Origin of the sequence: Arthrobacter sp. AZCC_0090 (assembly GCF_014207375.1) — a bacterium.
In the GTDB taxonomy this organism is placed as follows: domain Bacteria; phylum Actinomycetota; class Actinomycetes; order Actinomycetales; family Micrococcaceae; genus Arthrobacter.
This window is the reverse complement of record NZ_JACHEE010000002.1, coordinates 211,244-230,645: the sequence shown is the minus strand read 5'-3', so window position 1 is coordinate 230,645 and position 19,402 is coordinate 211,244. Positions and strand designations below refer to the sequence as shown.

Sequence of the window (19,402 nt, the reverse complement as noted above, 5' to 3'; positions counted from 1 at the left end):
CCACCTCAGAAAGGGTTCTGCCATGACCAGTACCATCCCAGGCACTTCCGGCGTCAGCAGGCGCGGGTTCCTCGGCCTCGCCGGGTTGACCGTCGCTACCGTTGGGCTCGCCGCGTGTGGCGGAGGAGCCGGCGGAGCCGGAAACGGGGGCGCCGCTGCCTCTGCTTCCGTCAAACTGCCGACCTACAAGGAATTCACCGGCCTGACCCCGGACCTCCCCGGCAACGCCAAGGGCTTGCAGTCCGCGTACTTCAAGCTCCCCACACCGGTGCAATCCGTCACCTCCGTCCCGCTCAAGGGCAAGGTCACCGGCCTCACGGAGACCTTCGACACGATGAGCCCGGGGATGAAGGACAACGCCTTCTGGCAACGCCTCAACGCCAAGCTCGGCGGAGACCTGGAGCTGCAGATCGCCGAGGACATCGGTGACGGATACCCTGCCAAGTTCGCCACCGTCCTGGCCAGCAACGACCTCCCGGACATGATGTGGGTTCCGCCGAACCAGGGCATCCCCAATGTCGGTCCCATGCTCGAAGCCAAGTTCCAGGACCTCACCAAGTACCTTTCAGGGGACGCGGTCCTCGAGTACCCCAACCTCGCGGCGCTCAAGCCGGACTCCTGGAAGACCGCCGTCGTGAACGGCAAGATCTGGGGGGCTCCGATTCCGAGCACTCCTTTCGGCCAGGTCTACCTTGGCAACCACGCAACGTGGGACAAAGTGGGCGGTTTCAGCGCCAGCAATGCCGAGGAGTTCCTCGCGAAAGCCAAGGAAATCACGCGTCCGGGCGAACAGCGCTACGCCCTGGAACCGGCGTACATCAATGCCCTGCACATGGTCACCGAGTGGTTCGGCGCCCCGAACGGCTGGGCGGTGGGCAAGGACCGGTCCCTGAAGCACTTGTATGAAACGGATGCCTACGCGGCCGGCGTCGAGTTCACGGCGAAGATGTTTGCCGCTGGCGTCTTCTACCCGGACACGAAGGCCACAGACATCCGCAACCGCGTAGTCAACGGCACCGTTGGCGCGCAGGTCATCGTTGGTCCGCACGGCATGCGCCAGTACCGGGCCTTGAGCGAAACGGCGCAGTTCGACATCCTGGTGCCGTTCAGCGCGGACGGAAAGGCCAAGCCTACGTATGACATGGGCTACGGCACGGTCGGATTCACGCCGTTCAAGAAGGCCGACGAAAGCAAGATCCGCGAACTGCTGTCCCTCATCAACTACTTGTCCGCACCGTTCGGCACGGTCGAGTATATGCAGAAGAACTACGGCGAGCTCGGCAAGGACTACACCCTGGACCAGAAGGGCAGCCCGCAGATGACCGAATCAGGAGATACCAACATCCCCGGACTCGCGTCGGCTTTGAACATCATGTCCAGCCCGGAAAACGTCATCTTCAACCCAGGCTTCGATGAGGACACCAAATACATCATCCAGCAGGAACAGAAGCTCCTGGACCTGGCGTGGCGGAATCCGACCAACGGCACCTACTCGGACACCAACTCCAAGGTCGGGGCGAAAATCCAGGCGCCGTTCCGGGACAAGGTGGTGGACATCATCACCGGACGCGCCAAGATGGACGAATTGAAGGACGCGCTGAAGCGCTGGAAGTCCGACGGCGGAGACAAGATCCGTGACGAGTACCAGGCGGCATTGCCGTCCGACGTCCCGGTCTTCGGCGCCTGACGGGGCCAGACTTCTAGAAAATGATCGCCAGCGGTGGCGGTATCATTGCCGCCACCGCCGATAGGGGGAGACATGGTCAAGGCCACGGGCGCCGGAGTGCGCCCCACGATCCGCATGGTTGCGGCAGAAGCAGGGGTCTCCACGGCCACGGTGTCGTATGTGATGTCCGGACGCCGCGGGGAGGGCGGGCCGGGCGTGTCCGATTCGACGGCGGAGAAGGTGAAGTCCGCCGCCGAACGGCTCGGCTACCGCCCCAACCAAGCGGCCAGGGCTATCCGCACTGGACGGACCAACACGGTCATCCTGTCCCTGACCATGCTCTCCGATCCGTGGTCCTTGTCCGTGATCGAAGCCGTACAGCGGGCCGCCGCCCCCCTGGGCATCACCCCCATGATCCTCGGCGACGCGGACTGGGCCCGGGTCCTGCAAAGCCAGAATGCCGACGCCGTGTTCGTGGACGCCGTCCGCGGACCGGACCGGGGCGCCCTCGAGGAACTCGCCGGGCGTGGCACCACCTTGGTGGTATTCGACGAGATTCTCGAGCCTGCCGGTTTCGACGTCATTCGTTCCGTTGCCGGTCCGGGTTGCAAGCTTGCCGTGGAGCATCTTTTGAACGGCCACCGCGAGGTGGCGTGTTTGGTGCCCGCAGGCAGCGGGCGGCCCTTGGGCGGCCCGCGGTACCACGCCTACACCTCGGCGCTGGAAGAGGCCGGAATCCCTTTGAACAAGGACTTCGTGGGAACCTTCGACGGCACCACGCTCGGGGCCTATGCCGCTACCATGCGCCTGCTCAGCCTGAAGGACAGGCCCACGGCGATCTACGCGGTGACAGACTTTGCCGCCGTCAGTGCCATCAACGCCGCACAGCGCCTCGGTCTGACGGTCGGCCGGGACGTGGACATCATCGGTGTCGGCAACACCATTGAGGGCGAGCGGATGTCGCCGTCGCTGAGCACCGTGGGTCCGGTGGACTTCTTCGATCGGATTGCCCACCTCCTCCTGAAGCGAGCCGTCGACGGCGGTGCTCCCCGTGGCGGAGCGGGTGCCGGTCCCGCGGTCATGGACTTCCCCTGGCACCTGTTCGTGCGGGAATCGGCACCGCATCGCACCGCCGCAACACGACTTTTTTGAGAACCAACAGAAGGATTCACCAGCAAATGGAAACGGTTGACATGAAGATTGGCTTGGTGGGCTTCGGCCTGCGCGCGGGGCTGTGGCGCCACGCGCACAAGCCCGGCCAAGGCTCGGAAGTCACCATCGTGTGCGACACGAGCGAACGAGGCCGCTCGGATGCGTCCGAGCGCATCCCCACGGCCCGCGTGACGGCCGACCTTGAAGAGCTCCTGAACAGCGGTATCGACGCCGTTCTGGTCCTTACCCCGGACAACCAGCACGCAGCCGTCGCCGTCCGCACGCTCAAGGCAGGAATCCCGACGTTTTGCGAGAAGCCCCTTGACGTCACCATCGAAGCTGCGGACCTGATCCTGCGGACCGCCTACCAAACCGGCACCAGGCTCTATGTCGGCCACAACATGCGGCACATGCCCGTGGTAGTCCAGATGCGCCAGCTCATTGAAGAAGGCAGGATCGGCGAGGTCAAGGCCGTTTGGTGCCGGCATTTCGTGGGCCACGGGGGAGACTACTACTTCAAGGACTGGCACTCCGAGCGCGAGAACGTCACGTCGCTCTTGCTGCAGAAGGGGGCGCACGACATCGACGTCATCCACTGGCTCGCCAACGGGTACACCAGGCGCGTCTCCGCCGTCGGGGATTTGGCCGTCTACGGCTCGGTGACCAAGCGCAGCGACAACAGCGGCAAGCGCATGGGCGAGTGGTTTTCGATTGACAACTGGCCGCCCACCGAGCAGCAGGACCTCGCCGAGACCATCGACGTCGAGGACATCTCCATGATGAACATGGTCCTGGACAACGGTGTGCTGGCGTCCTATCAGCAGTGCCACTTCACGCCGGATTACTGGCGGAACTACACCGTAATCGGAACGAAGGGCAGGATCGAGAACTTCGGCGACGGTCCCGGGGAGCTGATCAAGGTCTGGACCACGCGCACCAGCGGTTTCGCTGAGCCGGATGACGTGATCGAGATCCAGGATGGCGAAGGCGGCCATGGGGGCGCCGATCCACGCCTGATCGCGGAGTTCCTCCGCTTCGCTGCCGAGGGCGGGCAGACCCAGACCAACCCGATCGCAGCCCGCCAGGCGGTTGCGGCCGGCGTTCTGGCCACGGAGTCCCTGCGCGGTGATGGTTCCGCCCGCGAAGTTCCGGCCCTGCCGCAAGACCTCGTGGAGTATTTCGAAGCCGGCCAGCCTGCCTTGGTCCCCAAGTAGCTTGCCAGTTGGATGAGGCGGTGCAGCGTCAGGCTGCGCCCGCTAGCTCGGTCATGACGGTCTGCAGTGCTTCGCAGACCGTCATGACCGATTTCCGTTTCAGGGTTTCCGGCCTGGCCAAGATGTCGATCTTGCGCACCGAATTCACCCCCGCCAGCGGACGCAGCACCACCCCTGCGTCCAGAACGCGTTGGGCAGTGAACCGCGGGAGCAATCCGATTGCTCCACCTGCCGCCACGAGCGAGGCCACCGTGGAGTAGTCATTGATGCGGTGGAGGACTTCCGCGGGCCGTCCGCTGACGGCGACGACGGCGGCCAGCACGTCCGCGGGGGAGTAGCCGGCGCGGCTGGTCACCCAAGGCTGCCCGACGACGTCGGTCGGCGCGAGTTGGCGGCGTTCCGCGAGCGGGTGGCCGGCGGGCAGCGCGACGTCGAGCGGTTCGTCGGCGAGCGGGATCACGGCTACCTTGTCGGTGGGCCACCCGGGGCTGTGTTCCATTCGATGCGCGAGCACGAGGTCGTACCGCGCCGCGAGTCCGGGAAAATCTTCTTGCGCTACGTCCTCGTCGGCGAGTTTCAAGCGGGGGACGCCGCGTTCAAGACTCGCGCTGCCGCGGGCTTTGGCCAGCAAGGCCACAAGCGGCGCGAACAGCGCTTGGCCCGCACTGTGGAAGGCGCTCACGGTCACGGTGGAGCCCGGGGAGTCGTGGTACGCGCCAATGGCCGCCCGGGCGTCAGCCATGGCGCTCACGACGGCGGCTCCGGCGTCGGCGAGGACCCGGCCCGCATCCGTGAGCACCAAAGCACGGCCTTCCTTGCGCGTCAGTGGCACGTCGACGGATTTCTGCAGGAGCGCGAGCTGCTGGGAGACGGCAGACGGCGTGACCATGAGTGTCTCCGCTACGGCCTTGACACTGCCAAGATCTCCTAGTTCCCTGAGCATCTGGAGCTGGTGTACTTCCATTTAGTAAATGCTAAATCGTTGATTGAGAAAAACCTAGTTGTGCTAAACCGTTAGTGGGGCTTCAATGAAGTGAAACGGCACACAAACGGCCCATCCCCTGAGTTAGGAAGACCCATGAAGGCTCTCTACAAGTCCGGTCCACACGCGGGTTTTGAACTCGTCGAACGTCCCGAACCGGAAGCCGGTCCCAGCGACGTGAAGATCCGGGTCACGACCACCGGTATTTGCGGGACGGACCTGCACATCCAGTCCTGGGACGCCTGGGCGCAGGGCATCATCGAGGCTCCGTTGATTGCTGGCCACGAGTTCTACGGTGAGGTGGTGGCGGTGGGCGAGGACGTCCGCGACGTCAAAGTCGGTGACCGCGTCTCCGGTGAAGGCCACGTGGTGTGCGGCATTTGCCGCAATTGCCGCGCCGGCCGCCGTCAGATGTGCATCCACACGGTGTCGGTCGGCGTGCAGCGCGATGGCGCCTTCGCCGAGTTCGTCGTCATCCCGGAGACCAACGTCTGGGTCCACCACGATCCCTCCGTCACTCCCGAGCTCGGTGCCATCTTCGACCCCTTCGGCAACGCCGTTCATACGGCCCTGAGCTTCCCCCTTGTCGGTGAGGATGTGCTCATTACAGGTGCGGGACCCATCGGGCTCATGGCAATCGCCGTCGCGCGCCACGCCGGTGCCCGCAAGATCGCCATTACGGACGTGTCGGCCCCCAGGCTCGAGCTGGCCCGGAAGATGGGCGTGGACCTCGCCGTCGATGTTTCGAAGATGCGCGTCAAGGACGCCCAGCGCGAGCTCGGCATGCTCGAAGGGTTCGACATCGGCTTGGAAATGTCCGGACATCCCACGGCGCTGCCTGAGATGATCGACAACATGAACCACGGCGGACGCATTGCCATGCTTGGCCTGCCTAGCCAGTCCATCGATATTGACTGGGGCAAAGTGGTTACCCATATGCTGACCCTCAAGGGCATCTACGGCCGCGAGATGTATGAGACCTGGTACGCCATGAGCGCCATGCTGTCCTCCAATCCCACACTCCACCGCAACATTTCCGCGGTCGTCACGGACAAACTGTCCGCTACCGACTGGGAAAAGGGCTTCGAGATCGCCCGCGCCGGCACCGGCGGCAAGGTAGTCCTCGACTGGACCGAAATCTAGTGGCCGTAAAGTCCGCCAAACCAGCACCCTACTCCCAGTACCAGGAGCCACCAATGTACTCAAGCATCAAAGACCAGCTGCAGGGCGAACTGGAAGAGATCCGAACCGCAGGACTCTTCAAGACCGAACGCCACATTGATTCGCCGCAGGCCAGCCACATCTCCGCCGGGCAGCTCGGCCAGCCCGCCAACACCGTCTTGAACTTCTGCGCCAACAACTACCTGGGCCTGGCAGACCACCGGGACATCATCGCCGCCGCCAAGGCCGCCATGGACGCGCGCGGCTTCGGCATGGCATCCGTCCGCTTCATCTGCGGCACCCAGGACCTGCACCTCGAACTCGAAGCCCGGGTCTCACAGTTCCTCGGAACTGAAGACACCATCCTGTTCTCGAGCTGCTTCGACGCCAACGGCGGAGTCTTCGAGTCCTTGTTCGGGCCCGAGGATGCCATCATCTCGGATTCCCTAAACCACGCCTCCATCATCGACGGCATCCGCCTCAGCAAGGCCAAGCGCTTCCGCTACGCCAACCAGGACATGGACGATCTCGAGACAAAGCTCGTAGAGGCCGCGGGTTCCCGCCGCAAGATCATCGTCACGGATGGCGTCTTCTCCATGGACGGCTACCTTGCTCCGCTCGAGGCCATCTGCGATCTCGCGGAAAAGCACGACGCGCTGGTCATGGTGGACGATTCCCACGCCGTCGGCTTCATGGGAGCCACGGGCGCGGGAACCCCGGAACACGCGGGTGTTTCCGACAGGGTCGATATCTACACCGGCACGTTCGGCAAGGCCCTCGGCGGCGCCTCCGGTGGGTACGTCTCCGGGCGCGGCGAAATCATCGCCATGCTGCGCCAGAAGGCCCGCCCGTACCTGTTCTCCAACTCTTTGGCCCCGGCCATCGTTGCAGCCACCATCAAGGCCATCGAACTGGTCCAGGGTTCCGGCGAACTCCGCTCCAAGCTCTTCGAGAACGCTGCCCTGTTCCGCCGCCGCATGAGCGAAGAGGGCTTCGAACTGCTCGACGGCGAACACGCCATCATCCCGGTGATGTTCGGCGACGCAGTGGTTGCCGCGAAGGTCGCCGACGAGATGCTCCACCATGGAGTCTTCGTCACGGCGTTCAGCTACCCCGTGGTGCCCAAGGGCGCCGCTCGGATCCGTGTGCAGCTCTCCGCAGCACACAGCGCCGAGGACGTCGAGGCGTGTGTCGAGGCGTTCGTGAAGAGCCGCGAAGCCGGGGGGCTCTGAGTTCCCATGATCCTCACCATCCTGGGCGGCGGGGGATTCCGGGTTCCCCTGGTCTATTCAGCGTTGCTGGCGGACCATGAACCCGGGCGCGTCACAGAGCTCAGGCTGTTCGATGCCGATTCCGCGAGGCTCGACGTCGTGGACAGAGTCCTCGCCGACATGGCCGAAGGGGTGCCCGATGCGCCTTCCGTACGGCTTTTCACGGAGCTGTCTGAGGCGTTGCCGGGTACCGACTTCATCTTCTCCGCCATCCGGGTGGGCGGTTTGGAGGGGCGTGCAGCCGATGAACGGATTGCCCTTGATCACGGGGTCATAGGCCAGGAGACCGTGGGCGCAGGAGGGATTTCCTATGCGTTGCGGACCATCCCCGTGGTCCTGGACATTGCCGAGGCGGTCAAGAAGCACGCTCCGGGCGCTTGGTTCATCAACTTCACCAATCCGGCGGGTGTCATCACCGAGGTCATGACAGGAGTCCTTGGCCGGAAGGTGGTGGGGATCTGCGATTCGCCGGTCGGGCTGGCGAGACGCGCCCTGGCCGCGGCCGGAATCCACCGAGGTGCGGCGGCGTTTCGCGATGGGTCCGTGGAGATCGACTACATCGGACTGAACCACCTGGGTTGGTTGCGTGGGCTGGTGGTTGACGGCGAGGACGTTCTGCCGCGCGTCCTGGCCGACGCGAACGCCGTCGAGTCCTTTGAAGAAGGCCGGCTGTTCGGCGCTTCGTGGATCCAGGCACTGGGCGCGGTTCCCAATGAGTACCTGCATTACTACTACTTCACGCGGGAAGCGCTCGACGCCGATCGGCGCGCTGAAACCACGCGCGGCGCCTACTTGGCGAGGCAGCAATCGTCCTTCTACAGCGGGCTAGGAGAAGGATACGACGGCGGTGCGGAGCCCACCCTCGGGGATCCGTCCTCGAAGCCTGCCCTCCGGCTCTGGGAAAAGACCAAGCTTGATCGCGAAGAGACGTACATGCAAAGCAACAGGGTCGCGGCCGGTACCTTCGAGCGCGACGCCGAGGACCTGGTGTCGGGCGGCTACGAGACCGTTGCTTTGGCCATCATGCGGGCCATCAGCCAGGGGGAAACGGCCCGCCTGATCCTGAACGTCCCCAATAGGGGAACCCTGGCTGAGCTCGATGCAGACGCCGTCATCGAGGCACCCTGCCTTGTGGATGCGGGTGGAGTCCGCTTGCTCCCGGCCAAGGCGTTGCCGGACTACGCGCGAGGACCGGTGATCAACGCCAAAGCCGTGGAACGCGCCACGATCGACGCCGCGCTCACGGGTTCCCGGCGTTCCGCTTACAAGGCGATGGCCATGCACCCCCTCGTGGACTCGGTCAGGGTGGCGGAAGCGCTCCTGGATGACTACATCCGTCATTTCGGGCAGCTCCAGTACCTTCGCTGAACCCCTTCGCTTAAGCCCTGTCCCGGGAAGGATCAGAGGCCTAGTATCTGCAGCATGGACAATGATGCAGCACAACCTGCAACCGAGGTTTTGGATTCCCAGCAATGCTGGGATCTCTTGAGGGGCGTGTCCGTCGGTAGGCTTGCAGTGTGGCTCGGAGACCACCCCGACATTTTCCCCATCAATTACGCCGTGGACCAGGGGACGGTTGTCTTCAGAACCCGTGCGGGCACAAAGCTCACGGCGGCCTTGGGCGAATTCCCGGTGGCGATGGAGGTGGACGGCGTCGACTCGAACACCGGAGTCGCATGGAGCGTCGTACTCCATGGCAAAGCAGCCCCCGTCAAGCAAATCGACGACGTGGTCAACTCGTTCTCCTTGCCGCTCTTTCCTTGGGAAGCCGGCAAGAAGGACCATTTCGTGCGGGTTCCCGCGGACTCGATCTCGGGGCGGCGCTTCACCGTCACGGAGCCGCTCACATGGTGGACGCCGTACAGCGGGATCAAGCGGTCCGCGGTGGAATAGGCGCCGCTGGAGGCCGTAACCGGCCCTCTCGCACCAGGTCTCCTCGCGACCGGTCCCCTCGCATATAGGCCTCCGCGCTGACAGGATGGAGGGATGGCTGCAAATTATGATGTGGTAATTGTCGGCGGCGGCATCGCCGGATTGTCCCTGGCCTCGGCGCTCGCCGGCCAATGTTCGGTAGCCTTGGTCGAGGCCGAACAAACACTGGCCTACCACACGTCTTCCCGCTCAGCCCGGCAGTTGATCCCGAGTTACGGACCCGCCGTCGTGCAGGAACTTACTATCAGGACACTGGAACTGATGGCGGCCCGCGACGCCGAGTTGCCGGTACCGGTTCTGGAACCGCGGTCCTTCATGTTGGTGGGCGACGAAGCGACGGTCACGGCAGAGGCCAGCGGGCACATGCATCCCATCACACATGCAGAGGCCCTTGATCTGTGCCCGGCACTGAATCCCGGATCTTTCACTGCCGCTGGCCTCGATACGGGATCATTCGCCTGCAACGCGCCCGTGCTGTTGGAAGATCACCGACAACGCGCTGAGGCCGGGGGAGTGGACATCATCACCGGAGCGCGGGTCCATTCGGCCCAACGCCTCGGCTCCGGCTGGCAACTGGGCGCCGGGCTGGAAGGCTTCCAGTCCGCCGTCGTCGTCAATGCGGCGGGTGCCTGGGCGGACGAACTCGCGGTGCTCAGCGGGGTGGAGAAGCTGGGCTTGCAGCCGTTCCGCCGCACGGCGGCGATCGTCGACGTCGAACGCCCCCTTCCGCCCGGTACCCCCATGGTGTGCGCCGCGGATGACTCCTACTACTTCCGGCGCGAGGGTGAACAAGTGCTCATTTCGCCGTCGGAGACGGTGCCGAGCGGCCCGGAAGACGCGCGGCCGCGGCCCGGGGATGTGGAAGCGCTCGTGGTCCGGCTGAACTCGCTGACGTCGATGGGCATCCACTCCGTGGCCAAGGCTTGGACGGGGTTGCGCACGGAAGCTGCCGACGGCGTCCCGGTGATGGGTTTCGACGCCGAGGCTCCCGGCTTCTTCTGGCTCGCGGGCCAAGGCGGCTATGGTTTCCAGACCTCCTCCGCGATTGCTGAGCTCGCGGCCGCCGAGATCCTGGGCTCCGTATCCGACGCCGGTCCGGTATCCCGGACACCTAGGGAGCTTGCCGCCACCCGTTGGTCCATCCGCCGTTGAACAATAGGTTCATGAGCGGACAGACGAGCACACTGATCAGCAACATCGGCGAATTGATGACCCAGGACGTGGACCATCGCGTCCTCAAGGACGCCGCCGTGGTGATCGAGGGTGAGCGTATCTCCTGGATCGGCCCTGCGTCCGAGGCTCCCGCCGCGGACGGGCGCGTGGATGCCGAGGGCCGCGCCGTGCTTCCGGGCTGGGTGGATTCGCATTCGCACCTGATTTTCGCAGGGGACCGCACCGCCGAGTTCGAGGCCAGGATGGCCGGCCAGAGTTACAGCGCCGGTGGCATCGCCGTCACCACCGGTGCCACGCGCGCTGCAAGCGATGAGGAGCTGATCCGCCTCGCCGCCGGACGCGTGGCCGAAGCCGTCTCCCAAGGCACTACCTACCTCGAGAGCAAGACTGGCTACGGACTGGATCTCGAGAACGAGGCCCGGAGTGCCCGCATCGCCGCGGCTACCGTGGACGAAGTCACCTACTTGGGCGCGCACCTGGTCCCGGCCGGCGTCGATGCCGAGGAATACACGGACCTCGTCTGTGGCCCAATGCTCGACGCCGTCCGCCCTTACGTTCGCTGGGCCGATGTTTTCTGCGAGCGCGGCGCTTTCACCGAAGAGCAGTCTCGCCGCGTCCTGTCGGCCAGCCGCGACGCGGGCCTGGGGCTGCGTGTCCACGGAAACCAGCTTGGTGAAGGACCCGGTGTTCAGTTGGCCGTGGAGTTCGGTGCGGCCAGCGTTGACCACGTCAACTACCTTTCCGAGGCCGATATCCAGGCGCTCGCGGGGACATGGAGCGGCTGGGACGCCTCCTCAGGAACGGGCCAGCGCGGCACGGTGGCCACCTGCTTGCCTGCTTGCGATCTCTCTACCCGCCAGCCGCTCGCCCCGGGTCGCGCGCTGATCGATGCCGGAGTCCAGATTGCCTTGGCCGCGAACTGCAATCCCGGCACCTCGTACACGAGTTCGATGGCCTTCTGCGTCACCACCGCGGTTTTGCAGATGCACTTGAGCGTCCACGAGGCCGTCCGGGCGGCCACGTATGGCGGCGCGCTCGCTTTGGGACGGGAGTCGGGGAACGACGTCGACGGCGAACGGGCGGTGGGTTCGATCGCCGTCGGGCACCGTGCAGACCTTCACATGCTCAAGGCGCCGTCGGCCACGCACCTGGCGTACCGGCCCGGAATTCCGCTGACCTTCGGCGTGTGGCGGGCGGGAATCCGCGCGCTCTGACCATCGCGGGGACTGTGTTTACAGTCCCCGCGACAAGCTACCGGACGGGCTGGCTTTCTCCGGGACCTCCCACTCGTCATGAGCCAGGCGGCGGGCCCGATGAGGGGAACGAAGATGATCAGCAGAAGCCAGAGTAGGGTTTCCCGGTTCGTCAGGGTCTTTGCGTTGCGGGCAAGCGATACCAGAGCCCAGATGAACAGGCCGATTGCGATCAATGCGAACATGGCTGCAACAACCTCGTATCCGGTAGGCGCGAGCACGTCATTGCAGGCTGACATTGACAAGAACATCGGGCCCCCTCAGATGTTGACGAATCTATCTAATGCTCGAAACTGATTTGCATGGTCAGGATCGGCGCCGGTCCTAGGCCGATCCTAGGCAGCCGTCTCCACATGTAGGTGTGGATTTCCGTCGAAATGAGTGCAAATACTGGCGAATTTGAGTGTTGTGCAGAAGATTCTCTGTGGGTAGGAGCGTTGGATCCGACCCGGGGCGCCACGACACCTGCAACACCAAGCAGGGCACCTCCTTCGGGAGGAGCCCTGCTTTTTCTTTGGCGCATCCAGGGCTCCTTAAGATGCTTGTGCGATTGAAAATGATCGTTTAGTGTTTATATGGATCATAAAACGTCAAATCGTTGAGCGTTGAAGAGTGCGTCGAACAAGCGCGGACAGGAATGGTAAGTGCGATGAGTAACAACACCCTCGGGGCCTTCATGGAAGAAGAGCTTGTTTCGCAGCCCGAGGTCTGGCGGCGGGCCATCGAGCAATGCAAACTTGAGCAAGCCAAGGCAGGGCAGCTGCTGCCTGCTGATGGCGAGCGGATCGCCGTCGTCGGTTGCGGTACCTCATGGTTCATGGCGCAAAGCTATGCCGCGGCCCGCGAAGCCGCGGGCAAGGGCGTCACCGACGCTTTCGCGGCGTCGGAAGCTTTCCTTAACCACAACAGCACCGGGCGCCAGTACGACGCCGTCATCGCCATCACCCGCTCCGGCACCACCACGGAGGTACTTGGGCTTCTGGAAGCCTTGCGCGGGAAGGTCCGCACTGTTGCGGTGATCGGCGACGTGAATTCTCCTATCATTGCCTTGGCCGACGCCGTGATCGGACTCTCGTACGCCGACGAGAAGTCGGTGGTCCAGACCCGCTTCGCCACCACAGCACTGGTGTATCTCCTCACGAGCCTGGGCATCGAACTCGGCACCGCCATCGAGCACGCCCGCACCGCAGTGACGGAGCCTGTTTCCCAGGAGTTGCTCGACGCCGAACAGTTCACTTTCCTCGGCACCGGCTGGACTGTCGGCCTGGCCCACGAAGCCGGGCTCAAGATGCGCGAAGCAGTGCAGGGCTGGACTGAATCATATCCGGCGATGGAATACCGGCACGGCCCCATTTCCATTGCTGCCCCTGGCCGGGTCACGTGGCTCTTTGGCGCACAGCCCGAGGGATTGGATGCCGATATGGCCCGGACCGGCGCCCTGTACGTCAATACCGGCAAGCACCCTCTCGCGGAGCTGGCACGCGTCCACAAAGTCACCTTGGAGCGGGCGCGCGTGCGCGGCCTCAACCCGGATTTGCCGCGCAACCTCACGCGCTCTGTCGTCTTGAACGCCACGGCCTAGGTCTTCCCATGGTTCTCGGAGCCGCTGAATCCGCAGTCCTGGCCTTCGACGTCGGCGGAACGGACCTGAAGGCAAGTCTTGTCGACGCGGCCGGGAATGTCCTGGGGTTGCGCCGCGTCGCAACGCCACGTGATGCCTTGCGGCCTGGCGATGCGATCCTGGACGCCATTGCCGCGTTGGCTGCTGAGTTTGCCGCTGAATTCCCCGGCCACCCGGCGAAAGCAGCCTGCATTGTTGTTCCCGGAATCGTGGACTCCGACACCGGAGTGGGTATCTACTCGGCGAACCTGGGGTGGCGCAACTTTCCCTTCGGGGAAAAGGCCACGCAGCGCCTCGGACTCCCCGTGTCTTTCGGCCATGATGTCAGCACGGCGGCCGAGGCCGAATTCCGCTTCGGAGCGGCCCGCGATTTTCGAAATGTCGTGGTGATGGTGGTCGGCACCGGGATCGCTGCCGCTGTCATTTCCGACGGGTACCCGGTGCGCGCAGGCGGCTTCGCGGGGGAACTGGGCCACGCCCTTGTTCCGGACCCCGACGGTCCCGGCCACACGATCCTCGAGGCCGTCGGTTCCGCCGGAGCGATCGCCCGGCGCTACAGCGACAAGGCCGGAACTCCGCGCGCCGGCGCCCGTGAAGTTCTGGAGAAGGCCGCGGCAGGCGACGCGCTCGCGGCGCGGATCTGGGCCGACGCCGTGGATGCCCTCGCCTTCAGCCTCAGTCAGTGCGTCAGCATCATCGGCACTGAAGCCGTGGTGGTGGGCGGCGGTCTTGCCGAAGCGGGGGAGGGACTCCTGGAGCCGCTGCGCTCACGCCTTGACGAGCTGCTCGACTTCCAACGCCGGCCCATCATCATGCGCGCCGAGCTTGGCCAGGACGCCGGCTTGCTGGGCGCTGCGATGAGGGCACGGGCCTTGCTCCCTGCGGCGAATGCCGCCTCCGGCACGGGGACGAGGCCATGAAGCGGGTCATCACGGTCACGCCCAATCCGGCAATCGACCTCAGCTACCACGTTGCCGGGATTACTCCCGGCGCAAGCCATCGCGTGGCCGCACCCTTGAGCCGCGCAGGCGGAAAAGGCCTCAACGTTGCCCGGGTGGCTCACCAGCTGGGCCACCCCGTGCTGGCTCTCGCGCCCTCGGGCGGCACGGCCGGTGCGGAATTCGCCGCAGAACTCCGCAGCAGCGGAGTACCGCATCGCCTGATTCCGGTTGCCGCGGAGACCCGGCGCAGCATCGCACTCGTGGACACGGTGGGCGGCGAAACCTCCATCTTCAATGAACAGGGGAATCCCCTCCAGCCGGCCGAATGGCAGGCGCTGGCCGCCGCCGTCGTCGAGGCCCTCGACGGTCAAGGCGCCGGAGTGCTTGTCGGATCCGGCAGTCTGCCGCCGGGAGCGCCGGCGGACTTCTACCCTGCACTGGTGCGTCTGGCGCACGACGCCGGGATCCCCGCCGTCGTCGATACCTCCGGTCCCGGGATCATCGCCGCCGCTCGGGCCGGGGCGGATCTGCTCAAGCCCAACAACCACGAACTCCTCGAAGCAACCGGGGAGAGCAGCCTGGAGGCTGCCGCACGGCAATTGATCGCTTTGGGTGCCAAAACGGTCCTGGTCAGTGCCGGCGCCGACGGCATGCTTGCGTTCCACCATGCGGCCCCGGGTGGCTATTGGAGCGCACGGCTCCCGGAGCCACTCAGCGGCAACCCCACCGGAGCCGGCGACGCCGGGGTGGCGGCGGCCGCAGTCGCGCTCGCGAGCGGAGTCTCCGACATTCCCACGATCCTGAGCAGGGCCACGGCATGGTCCGCCGCTGCGGTGCTCATGCCCGCCGCCGGCGAGATCTCGCCGCTCTACGCGGACCTCGAAAATCAACTCATTCTTAGCTGGAAGGAGACCCTGTGACCCTCGTCAGCACACGGGAACTCATGGACAATGCCGCGTCCAATGGCATTGGCCAAGGCGCCTTCAACGTCATCCACCTCGAAACCGCAGAGGGCCTGGTGGCCGGAGCGGAGGCGGCGGGAGTCCCGTTGATCCTGCAAATCTCGGAGAACTGCGCCCGCTTCCACGGTGGACTCGTACCGATTGCCCGGGGCGCAATGTCCATCGCCCGGGACGCTTCTGTTCTCGTGGCCCTGCACTTGGACCACGCCGAATCCGAGGAGCTTGCCTTGCAAGCCGTTGACCTTGGTTTCGGTTCCGTGATGTACGACGGCGCGCATTTGCCTTACGACTGGAATGTTGAAGTCACGCGCCGGGTCGCCCAGTACGCCAAGGAACACGGTGTCTACGTTGAGGCCGAGCTCGGAAAGGTCGGGGGCAAGGACGGCGCCCATGCTCCTGGAGTCCGAACGGATCCTGCCGAGGCCCGCTCCTTTGTGGACGCGACCGGGGTTGATGCCCTCGCCGTCGCGGTCGGTTCCTCGCACGCCATGACAGAACGGAGCGCCACCCTGGACTTGGCGCTGATCACCCGGCTGAAGCAGGCCGTCCAGCTACCGCTGGTCCTTCATGGTTCCTCGGGCGTAGCAGATGAGACGCTGGTGGCGGCAATCCGGGCCGGTATGACTAAGATCAACGTATCCACACACTTGAACGGGTTCTTCACCCGCGCCGTCCGTGAGTACCTGGATGCCAACCCTTCCGTGGTGGACTCCCGCAAGTACATCAAGGCCGGACGGGATGCCCTCGTGTTGGAAACCGCACGTTTGCTGACGCTGTTCGCGAAAGTGAATTAGCCTCAATTTCCGGAAGGTTCGTGATGACCCGCAACGATCGACTGACAGCCATCCTTGATCTCCTCGCCGAGTCAGGGCATGTTGAGGTCGAGGATATCGTGACCCGCCTGGGCGTCTCACCAGCCACGGCGCGCCGTGATCTCGACAGCCTCGCCAAGCAAAGGCTCCTGAGCCGTACCCGCGGCGGTGCAACCACGGGATCAGTTGCCTACGAGCTCCCAGGGCGTTACAACAGGGATGATCACGCGGAGGCGAAGCAGCAGATTGCCCTGGCCGCTTCCGAACTCATCGTGCCCGGGGCCGTGATCGGACTCAGCGGTGGGACCACCAATACGGCCCTGGCCCAGGTCTTGTCCACCCGCGAAGACCTCAACGCTCCCTCCAACCGGCCCATGCTGACCGTGGTCACCAACGCCATCAATATCGCGGCCCAGCTTGCCGTGCGCCCCAACATCAAGATCATGGTCACCGGTGGCATCCTGAACCCGCGTTCGTATGAACTTGTGGGGCCCTATACGGATGTCATCATGCAGAAGGTTGCCCTGGATATCGCCTTCATCGGCGTCAACGGAGTTGATCCGAAGATCGGCCCCACCATCACGGACGAGGGCGAGGCCATGGTGAATACCGTCATGGCACGCCGTGCGACGGATTCCTATGTCCTGGCCGATTCCACGAAGATCGGCAAACGCGCGTTCGCGGCGATGGCCGGGTACGATTTCCGCCGGCTCATCACCGATTCCGGGATCACGGCAGAAGACAAGGCCGCGTTCGAAGCGAGCGGCACTGAAGTGATCGTGGCCAAGGACGCTTAGCTCGGAGCCTGCCCGTCAGAAGACCACCGGGGGAGCGTTCAACACGGTTTCGTCTGTGCTGCGCTGCACCCACTGGCTGAACGGCGTGTCGAGATCGTACTTGTCCTGATCGTTGCGGACAAGTGTCCGTAGCTCCGCGTTGCCCGGGTTGTTGAGGGACTCGAAATACTCCACCGACCAATGGAACCACCGCATGCAGAAAAGACGCATGGTGAGGCCGTGGGTCACCAGCAGGGTGTTGCGCGCGTAATCGGGTTTTTCCCAATGCCGGTACAGGGTTTCCATGAAGGACGAAATGCGGTCGTAAACATCGGAACCGGATTCTCCTTCGCGGAACCGGTAGAAGAAATGGCCGTAGAGGTTGCGAAGCTCCTTTTGGTCCCCGATGTCTCCGGCGATCTGGAAGTTTGCCCAGTCCTGTTCACGCAGCCGGGGTTCCTCGATCACCCTCTCCGTGAGGTTGCCCAGATTGAGTGCCTCAAGGGTTTGGTATGCCCGAAGGTACGGCGAGACGTAGACGCACACCGGCTCGCCGTCGAGCTTCTTGCGCAGTTCCCCACCTGCGGCCCGCGCCTGCTCGATCCCGAGCTCCGTCAAGGGGATGCGGTAGTCGGGGACACGGTTGTAGATGGAAGTGTCGGCGTTGGCGGCGGACTGGCCGTGCCGGATCATGAAGATTCGTGCTGGCGCGCTCATCCCACCAAGCATAGGGTCCGCTGCCACCGGTGCCGTGCAGGCGGCCCTCGGAGAATGAACTCCCGGGAAAACATCAGCCAAATGCAGGCAAGATAGGAGCATGCTCCTTGCCTCAACGCGCCGGCTGCGCGCCGAAGTGCTGATTGTCCTTGGCCTGTCCTTGGGCCAATCGGCCGTGTACTCCGTGGTGCAGTTGTTGGACAAGATGACTCGGGCGCCCCTGTCCCAGGCAACGTCTACCCTCAATCGTTCCCAGAACACCCGTGAGTACTTCGATCTCACATACCAGCTGCTCGATATTGCGTTCGCACTGGTCCCCGTGGTGCTGGTGTTCTACTTCCTGTCGATCCACCGCCAAACGGCGGAGAGTCCCTCAGGATTCACCCGGCTGGGCTTCAACTTCGCCCGGCCAGGCCGCGACGCGCTCCAGGGACTGGGTCTCGCTGCGCTGATCGGAATCCCGTCACTGGGCCTCTACGCGGCCGGTCGCGCCCTGGGAATCACGACGGCGATCATCCCCAGCGGCCTGGACTCCTACTGGTGGACGGTGCCTGTGCTGGTCCTGTCCGCTGTCCGGCACGCCGTCGTCGAAGAAGTCATCGTGGTTGGCTACCTTCTGGACCGTTTCGGGAAGTTCGGATGGAGCACTCCGCTGGCGATCGGGCTCAGTGCGCTCCTGCGCGGCAGCTACCATCTGTACCAAGGCTTCGGACCCTTCATCGGCAATGCGGTCATGGGTCTGGTGTTCGGCTGGATTTACACCCGGACCAAACGGGTCATGCCGCTCGTGGTGGCGCATGCGCTCCTGGACATCGTGGCGTTCGTCGGCTTCAGCGTCTTCGGCAAGGCAATCGGACTGGGATAGGGGGTGCAGCGACGGGCGTGAGCCATCCTCTGCATGCTCGCTCGTTCCTCGCTTAGACGCATGCTGCCGGATGCCACAAGCCCGCCGCGTTGTGCGTTAAGTTGAGTTTAAAAGGTTTCGGCCGCCATCGCGGTGACGTCATTGGCACCCGCATATGGCGGCCGAAGTTTTCCGGGCCATCCTGGCCCGATGGTCCGTCAGATGGTGACGGCTCCGTTGGCGGTTTCGAACGTTACCGACATGATTCCCGGCGTTCCGTGCGGAGCCATCCATTGGACTGCGACGTCCTCAAGGGGCTTTTCTACGGGTTCTCCCAGCCACTCGGTGACGCGTTCCGCCGAGCCGGCAATGGTGAGGCTGGACATCTTGACGTCACTTGGGTAGACGAGGGACGGATGAAGCGAGGGGTCGCCCTCCCAACGGAGCAAGTACGGGACCTGCGGATCGGCGATGAGTCCCAGGATGCCGATTTGCGACCAGACGAGCTCGCGGCCGTCCGGAAACTTGCGGTTACCGGGGACAGCCGCGCGTCCGAGTCGGTGTTCGAATGGGCTCAGGTCGTCAACAGCGACGCACCAACCCATCCAGCCACCTCCTGCAGCGGAGCGTGCACGGACGGCTTGTCCAAAAGGTGCCTTGTCAGATGCCGGGTGGTCAAGGACCTCGACAACTTCCAGGTATTTGTGGTCAGCAAGGGGGATGATCATGTTCCGGGTACCGAAGCGCGGGTGCACTCCGCCCCGGACTGCGTCCACTCCCAATGCTGCGGAAATCCGCTCGGTGGTGGCCAGTAGGCCATCTCGTTCACAAGCGTAAGAGACGTGATCCATGCGCATGGCTTCATCTTGGCACTTTGTGATGGAGCTCTCAGCTAAGTCAAGCCTAACCAAGGTGGGATGTATCG

19 protein-coding genes are annotated in these 19,402 nt (G+C 64.3%); 15 read left to right on the top strand and 4 right to left on the bottom strand.

The window, feature by feature from the left end:
- Positions 1–22: 22 nt before the first annotated feature.
- The 3 genes from HNP00_RS03850 to HNP00_RS03840 all read left to right on the top strand — a co-directional run bounded on the left by HNP00_RS03850 (position 23) and on the right by HNP00_RS03840 (position 4,032).
- Positions 23–1,687, top strand: a complete 1,665-nt coding sequence (locus HNP00_RS03850) for a sugar ABC transporter substrate-binding protein (protein WP_184736120.1) — start codon at positions 23–25, stop codon at positions 1,685–1,687.
- Positions 1,688–1,759: 72 nt separating this feature from the next.
- The gene (locus tag HNP00_RS03845) at positions 1,760–2,818 is read left to right on the top strand and encodes a LacI family DNA-binding transcriptional regulator (RefSeq protein ID WP_184736118.1); all 1,059 of its coding nucleotides are present in this window, start codon (positions 1,760–1,762) and stop codon (positions 2,816–2,818) included.
- A 26-nt stretch (positions 2,819–2,844) separates the two neighbouring features.
- Positions 2,845–4,032 (top strand): Gfo/Idh/MocA family protein, encoded by a 1,188-nt coding sequence (locus tag HNP00_RS03840; protein ID WP_184736116.1) that lies wholly within the window; start codon positions 2,845–2,847, stop codon positions 4,030–4,032.
- 28 nt (positions 4,033–4,060) lie between these two features.
- On the opposite strand, the gene HNP00_RS03835 is transcribed toward HNP00_RS03840, so the two are convergent.
- Positions 4,061–4,996, bottom strand: a complete 936-nt coding sequence (locus HNP00_RS03835; RefSeq protein ID WP_184736114.1) for a LysR family transcriptional regulator — start codon at positions 4,994–4,996, stop codon at positions 4,061–4,063.
- A gap of 114 nt (positions 4,997–5,110) precedes the next feature.
- On the opposite strand from HNP00_RS03835, the gene tdh reads away from it, so the two are divergent.
- The 6 genes from tdh to hutI all read left to right on the top strand — a co-directional run bounded on the left by tdh (position 5,111) and on the right by hutI (position 11,765).
- Positions 5,111–6,157 (top strand): L-threonine 3-dehydrogenase, encoded by a 1,047-nt coding sequence (gene tdh, locus HNP00_RS03830; protein ID WP_184736112.1) that lies wholly within the window; start codon positions 5,111–5,113, stop codon positions 6,155–6,157.
- Positions 6,158–6,210: 53 nt separating this feature from the next.
- On the top strand, positions 6,211–7,407 hold the full coding sequence (locus HNP00_RS03825; RefSeq protein ID WP_184736085.1) for a glycine C-acetyltransferase: 1,197 nt from the start codon (positions 6,211–6,213) through the stop codon (positions 7,405–7,407).
- Positions 7,408–7,413: 6 nt separating this feature from the next.
- Positions 7,414–8,814, top strand: coding sequence for a 6-phospho-beta-glucosidase (locus tag HNP00_RS03820; protein WP_184736083.1), 1,401 nt, complete (start codon positions 7,414–7,416; stop codon positions 8,812–8,814).
- A 54-nt stretch (positions 8,815–8,868) separates the two neighbouring features.
- On the top strand, positions 8,869–9,339 hold the full coding sequence (locus HNP00_RS03815; protein ID WP_184736081.1) for a pyridoxamine 5'-phosphate oxidase family protein: 471 nt from the start codon (positions 8,869–8,871) through the stop codon (positions 9,337–9,339).
- A 93-nt stretch (positions 9,340–9,432) separates the two neighbouring features.
- Entirely contained in the window at positions 9,433–10,530 is a 1,098-nt protein-coding gene (locus tag HNP00_RS03810; RefSeq protein WP_184736079.1) for an FAD-binding oxidoreductase, read from the top strand.
- An 11-nt stretch (positions 10,531–10,541) separates the two neighbouring features.
- A complete protein-coding gene (hutI, locus tag HNP00_RS03805) occupies positions 10,542–11,765 on the top strand; it encodes an imidazolonepropionase (RefSeq protein WP_184736076.1) in 1,224 nt (407 codons plus the stop codon).
- On the opposite strand, the gene HNP00_RS03800 is transcribed toward hutI, so the two are convergent.
- Positions 11,669–11,989, bottom strand: coding sequence for a PLD nuclease N-terminal domain-containing protein (locus HNP00_RS03800; protein ID WP_260404777.1), 321 nt, complete (start codon positions 11,987–11,989; stop codon positions 11,669–11,671). The two genes, hutI and HNP00_RS03800, sit on opposite strands and share 97 nt — an antisense overlap.
- A gap of 464 nt (positions 11,990–12,453) precedes the next feature.
- Between HNP00_RS03800 and HNP00_RS03795 the strand changes: the two genes are divergently transcribed.
- From HNP00_RS03795 to HNP00_RS03775, 5 genes are read left to right on the top strand one after another with little or no spacing between them, the layout of a single operon-like run.
- A complete protein-coding gene (locus HNP00_RS03795) occupies positions 12,454–13,386 on the top strand; it encodes an SIS domain-containing protein (RefSeq protein WP_184736075.1) in 933 nt (310 codons plus the stop codon).
- 8 nt (positions 13,387–13,394) lie between these two features.
- Positions 13,395–14,345, top strand: a complete 951-nt coding sequence (locus tag HNP00_RS03790; protein ID WP_184736072.1) for an ROK family protein — start codon at positions 13,395–13,397, stop codon at positions 14,343–14,345.
- Complete coding sequence (locus HNP00_RS03785) at positions 14,342–15,286, top strand: 1-phosphofructokinase family hexose kinase (protein ID WP_184736070.1); 945 nt, start codon at positions 14,342–14,344, stop codon at positions 15,284–15,286. The genes HNP00_RS03790 and HNP00_RS03785 overlap by 4 nt, the downstream gene beginning before the upstream one ends.
- Entirely contained in the window at positions 15,283–16,122 is an 840-nt protein-coding gene (locus HNP00_RS03780; protein WP_311770489.1) for a class II fructose-bisphosphate aldolase, read from the top strand. Before HNP00_RS03785 ends, HNP00_RS03780 begins: the two co-directional genes overlap by 4 nt.
- 23 nt (positions 16,123–16,145) lie before the next feature.
- Entirely contained in the window at positions 16,146–16,937 is a 792-nt protein-coding gene (locus tag HNP00_RS03775) for a DeoR/GlpR family DNA-binding transcription regulator (RefSeq protein WP_184736068.1), read from the top strand.
- 15 nt (positions 16,938–16,952) lie between these two features.
- Here HNP00_RS03775 and HNP00_RS03770 read toward each other — a convergent pair whose 3' ends face one another.
- Entirely contained in the window at positions 16,953–17,633 is a 681-nt protein-coding gene (locus HNP00_RS03770) for a histidine phosphatase family protein (protein WP_260404747.1), read from the bottom strand.
- A gap of 100 nt (positions 17,634–17,733) precedes the next feature.
- Here HNP00_RS03770 and HNP00_RS03765 point away from each other — a divergent pair, with 100 nt between their 5' ends.
- Complete coding sequence (locus HNP00_RS03765) at positions 17,734–18,498, top strand: CPBP family intramembrane glutamic endopeptidase (protein ID WP_184736066.1); 765 nt, start codon at positions 17,734–17,736, stop codon at positions 18,496–18,498.
- A 197-nt stretch (positions 18,499–18,695) separates the two neighbouring features.
- Here the strand turns inward: HNP00_RS03765 and HNP00_RS03760 are convergent, their stop codons facing one another.
- Positions 18,696–19,334, bottom strand: coding sequence for a VOC family protein (locus HNP00_RS03760; protein WP_184736064.1), 639 nt, complete (start codon positions 19,332–19,334; stop codon positions 18,696–18,698).
- Positions 19,335–19,402 lie beyond the last annotated feature (68 nt).

Bases quoted from the DNA above. Each gene is read 5' to 3' on its own strand.
- HNP00_RS03775 (WP_184736068.1), top strand. From the start codon at position 16,146: ATGACCCGCAACGATCGACTGACAGCCATCCTTGATCTCCTCGCCGAG.
- HNP00_RS03790 (WP_184736072.1), top strand. From the start codon at position 13,395: ATGGTTCTCGGAGCCGCTGAATCCGCAGTCCTGGCCTTCGACGTCGGC.
- HNP00_RS03810 (WP_184736079.1), top strand. From the start codon at position 9,433: ATGGCTGCAAATTATGATGTGGTAATTGTCGGCGGCGGCATCGCCGGA.
- HNP00_RS03815 (WP_184736081.1), top strand. From the start codon at position 8,869: ATGGACAATGATGCAGCACAACCTGCAACCGAGGTTTTGGATTCCCAG.
- HNP00_RS03795 (WP_184736075.1), top strand. From the start codon at position 12,454: ATGAGTAACAACACCCTCGGGGCCTTCATGGAAGAAGAGCTTGTTTCG.
- HNP00_RS03800 (WP_260404777.1), bottom strand. From the start codon at position 11,989: ATGTTCGCATTGATCGCAATCGGCCTGTTCATCTGGGCTCTGGTATCG.
- HNP00_RS03820 (WP_184736083.1), top strand. From the start codon at position 7,414: ATGATCCTCACCATCCTGGGCGGCGGGGGATTCCGGGTTCCCCTGGTC.
- HNP00_RS03785 (WP_184736070.1), top strand. From the start codon at position 14,342: ATGAAGCGGGTCATCACGGTCACGCCCAATCCGGCAATCGACCTCAGC.
- HNP00_RS03825 (WP_184736085.1), top strand. From the start codon at position 6,211: ATGTACTCAAGCATCAAAGACCAGCTGCAGGGCGAACTGGAAGAGATC.
- hutI (WP_184736076.1), top strand. From the start codon at position 10,542: ATGAGCGGACAGACGAGCACACTGATCAGCAACATCGGCGAATTGATG.
- HNP00_RS03840 (WP_184736116.1), top strand. From the start codon at position 2,845: ATGGAAACGGTTGACATGAAGATTGGCTTGGTGGGCTTCGGCCTGCGC.
- HNP00_RS03850 (WP_184736120.1), top strand. From the start codon at position 23: ATGACCAGTACCATCCCAGGCACTTCCGGCGTCAGCAGGCGCGGGTTC.
- HNP00_RS03770 (WP_260404747.1), bottom strand. From the start codon at position 17,633: ATGAGCGCGCCAGCACGAATCTTCATGATCCGGCACGGCCAGTCCGCC.
- HNP00_RS03760 (WP_184736064.1), bottom strand. From the start codon at position 19,334: ATGCGCATGGATCACGTCTCTTACGCTTGTGAACGAGATGGCCTACTG.
- HNP00_RS03845 (WP_184736118.1), top strand. From the start codon at position 1,760: ATGGTCAAGGCCACGGGCGCCGGAGTGCGCCCCACGATCCGCATGGTT.
- tdh (WP_184736112.1), top strand. From the start codon at position 5,111: ATGAAGGCTCTCTACAAGTCCGGTCCACACGCGGGTTTTGAACTCGTC.
- HNP00_RS03835 (WP_184736114.1), bottom strand. From the start codon at position 4,996: ATGGAAGTACACCAGCTCCAGATGCTCAGGGAACTAGGAGATCTTGGC.
- HNP00_RS03765 (WP_184736066.1), top strand. From the start codon at position 17,734: ATGCTCCTTGCCTCAACGCGCCGGCTGCGCGCCGAAGTGCTGATTGTC.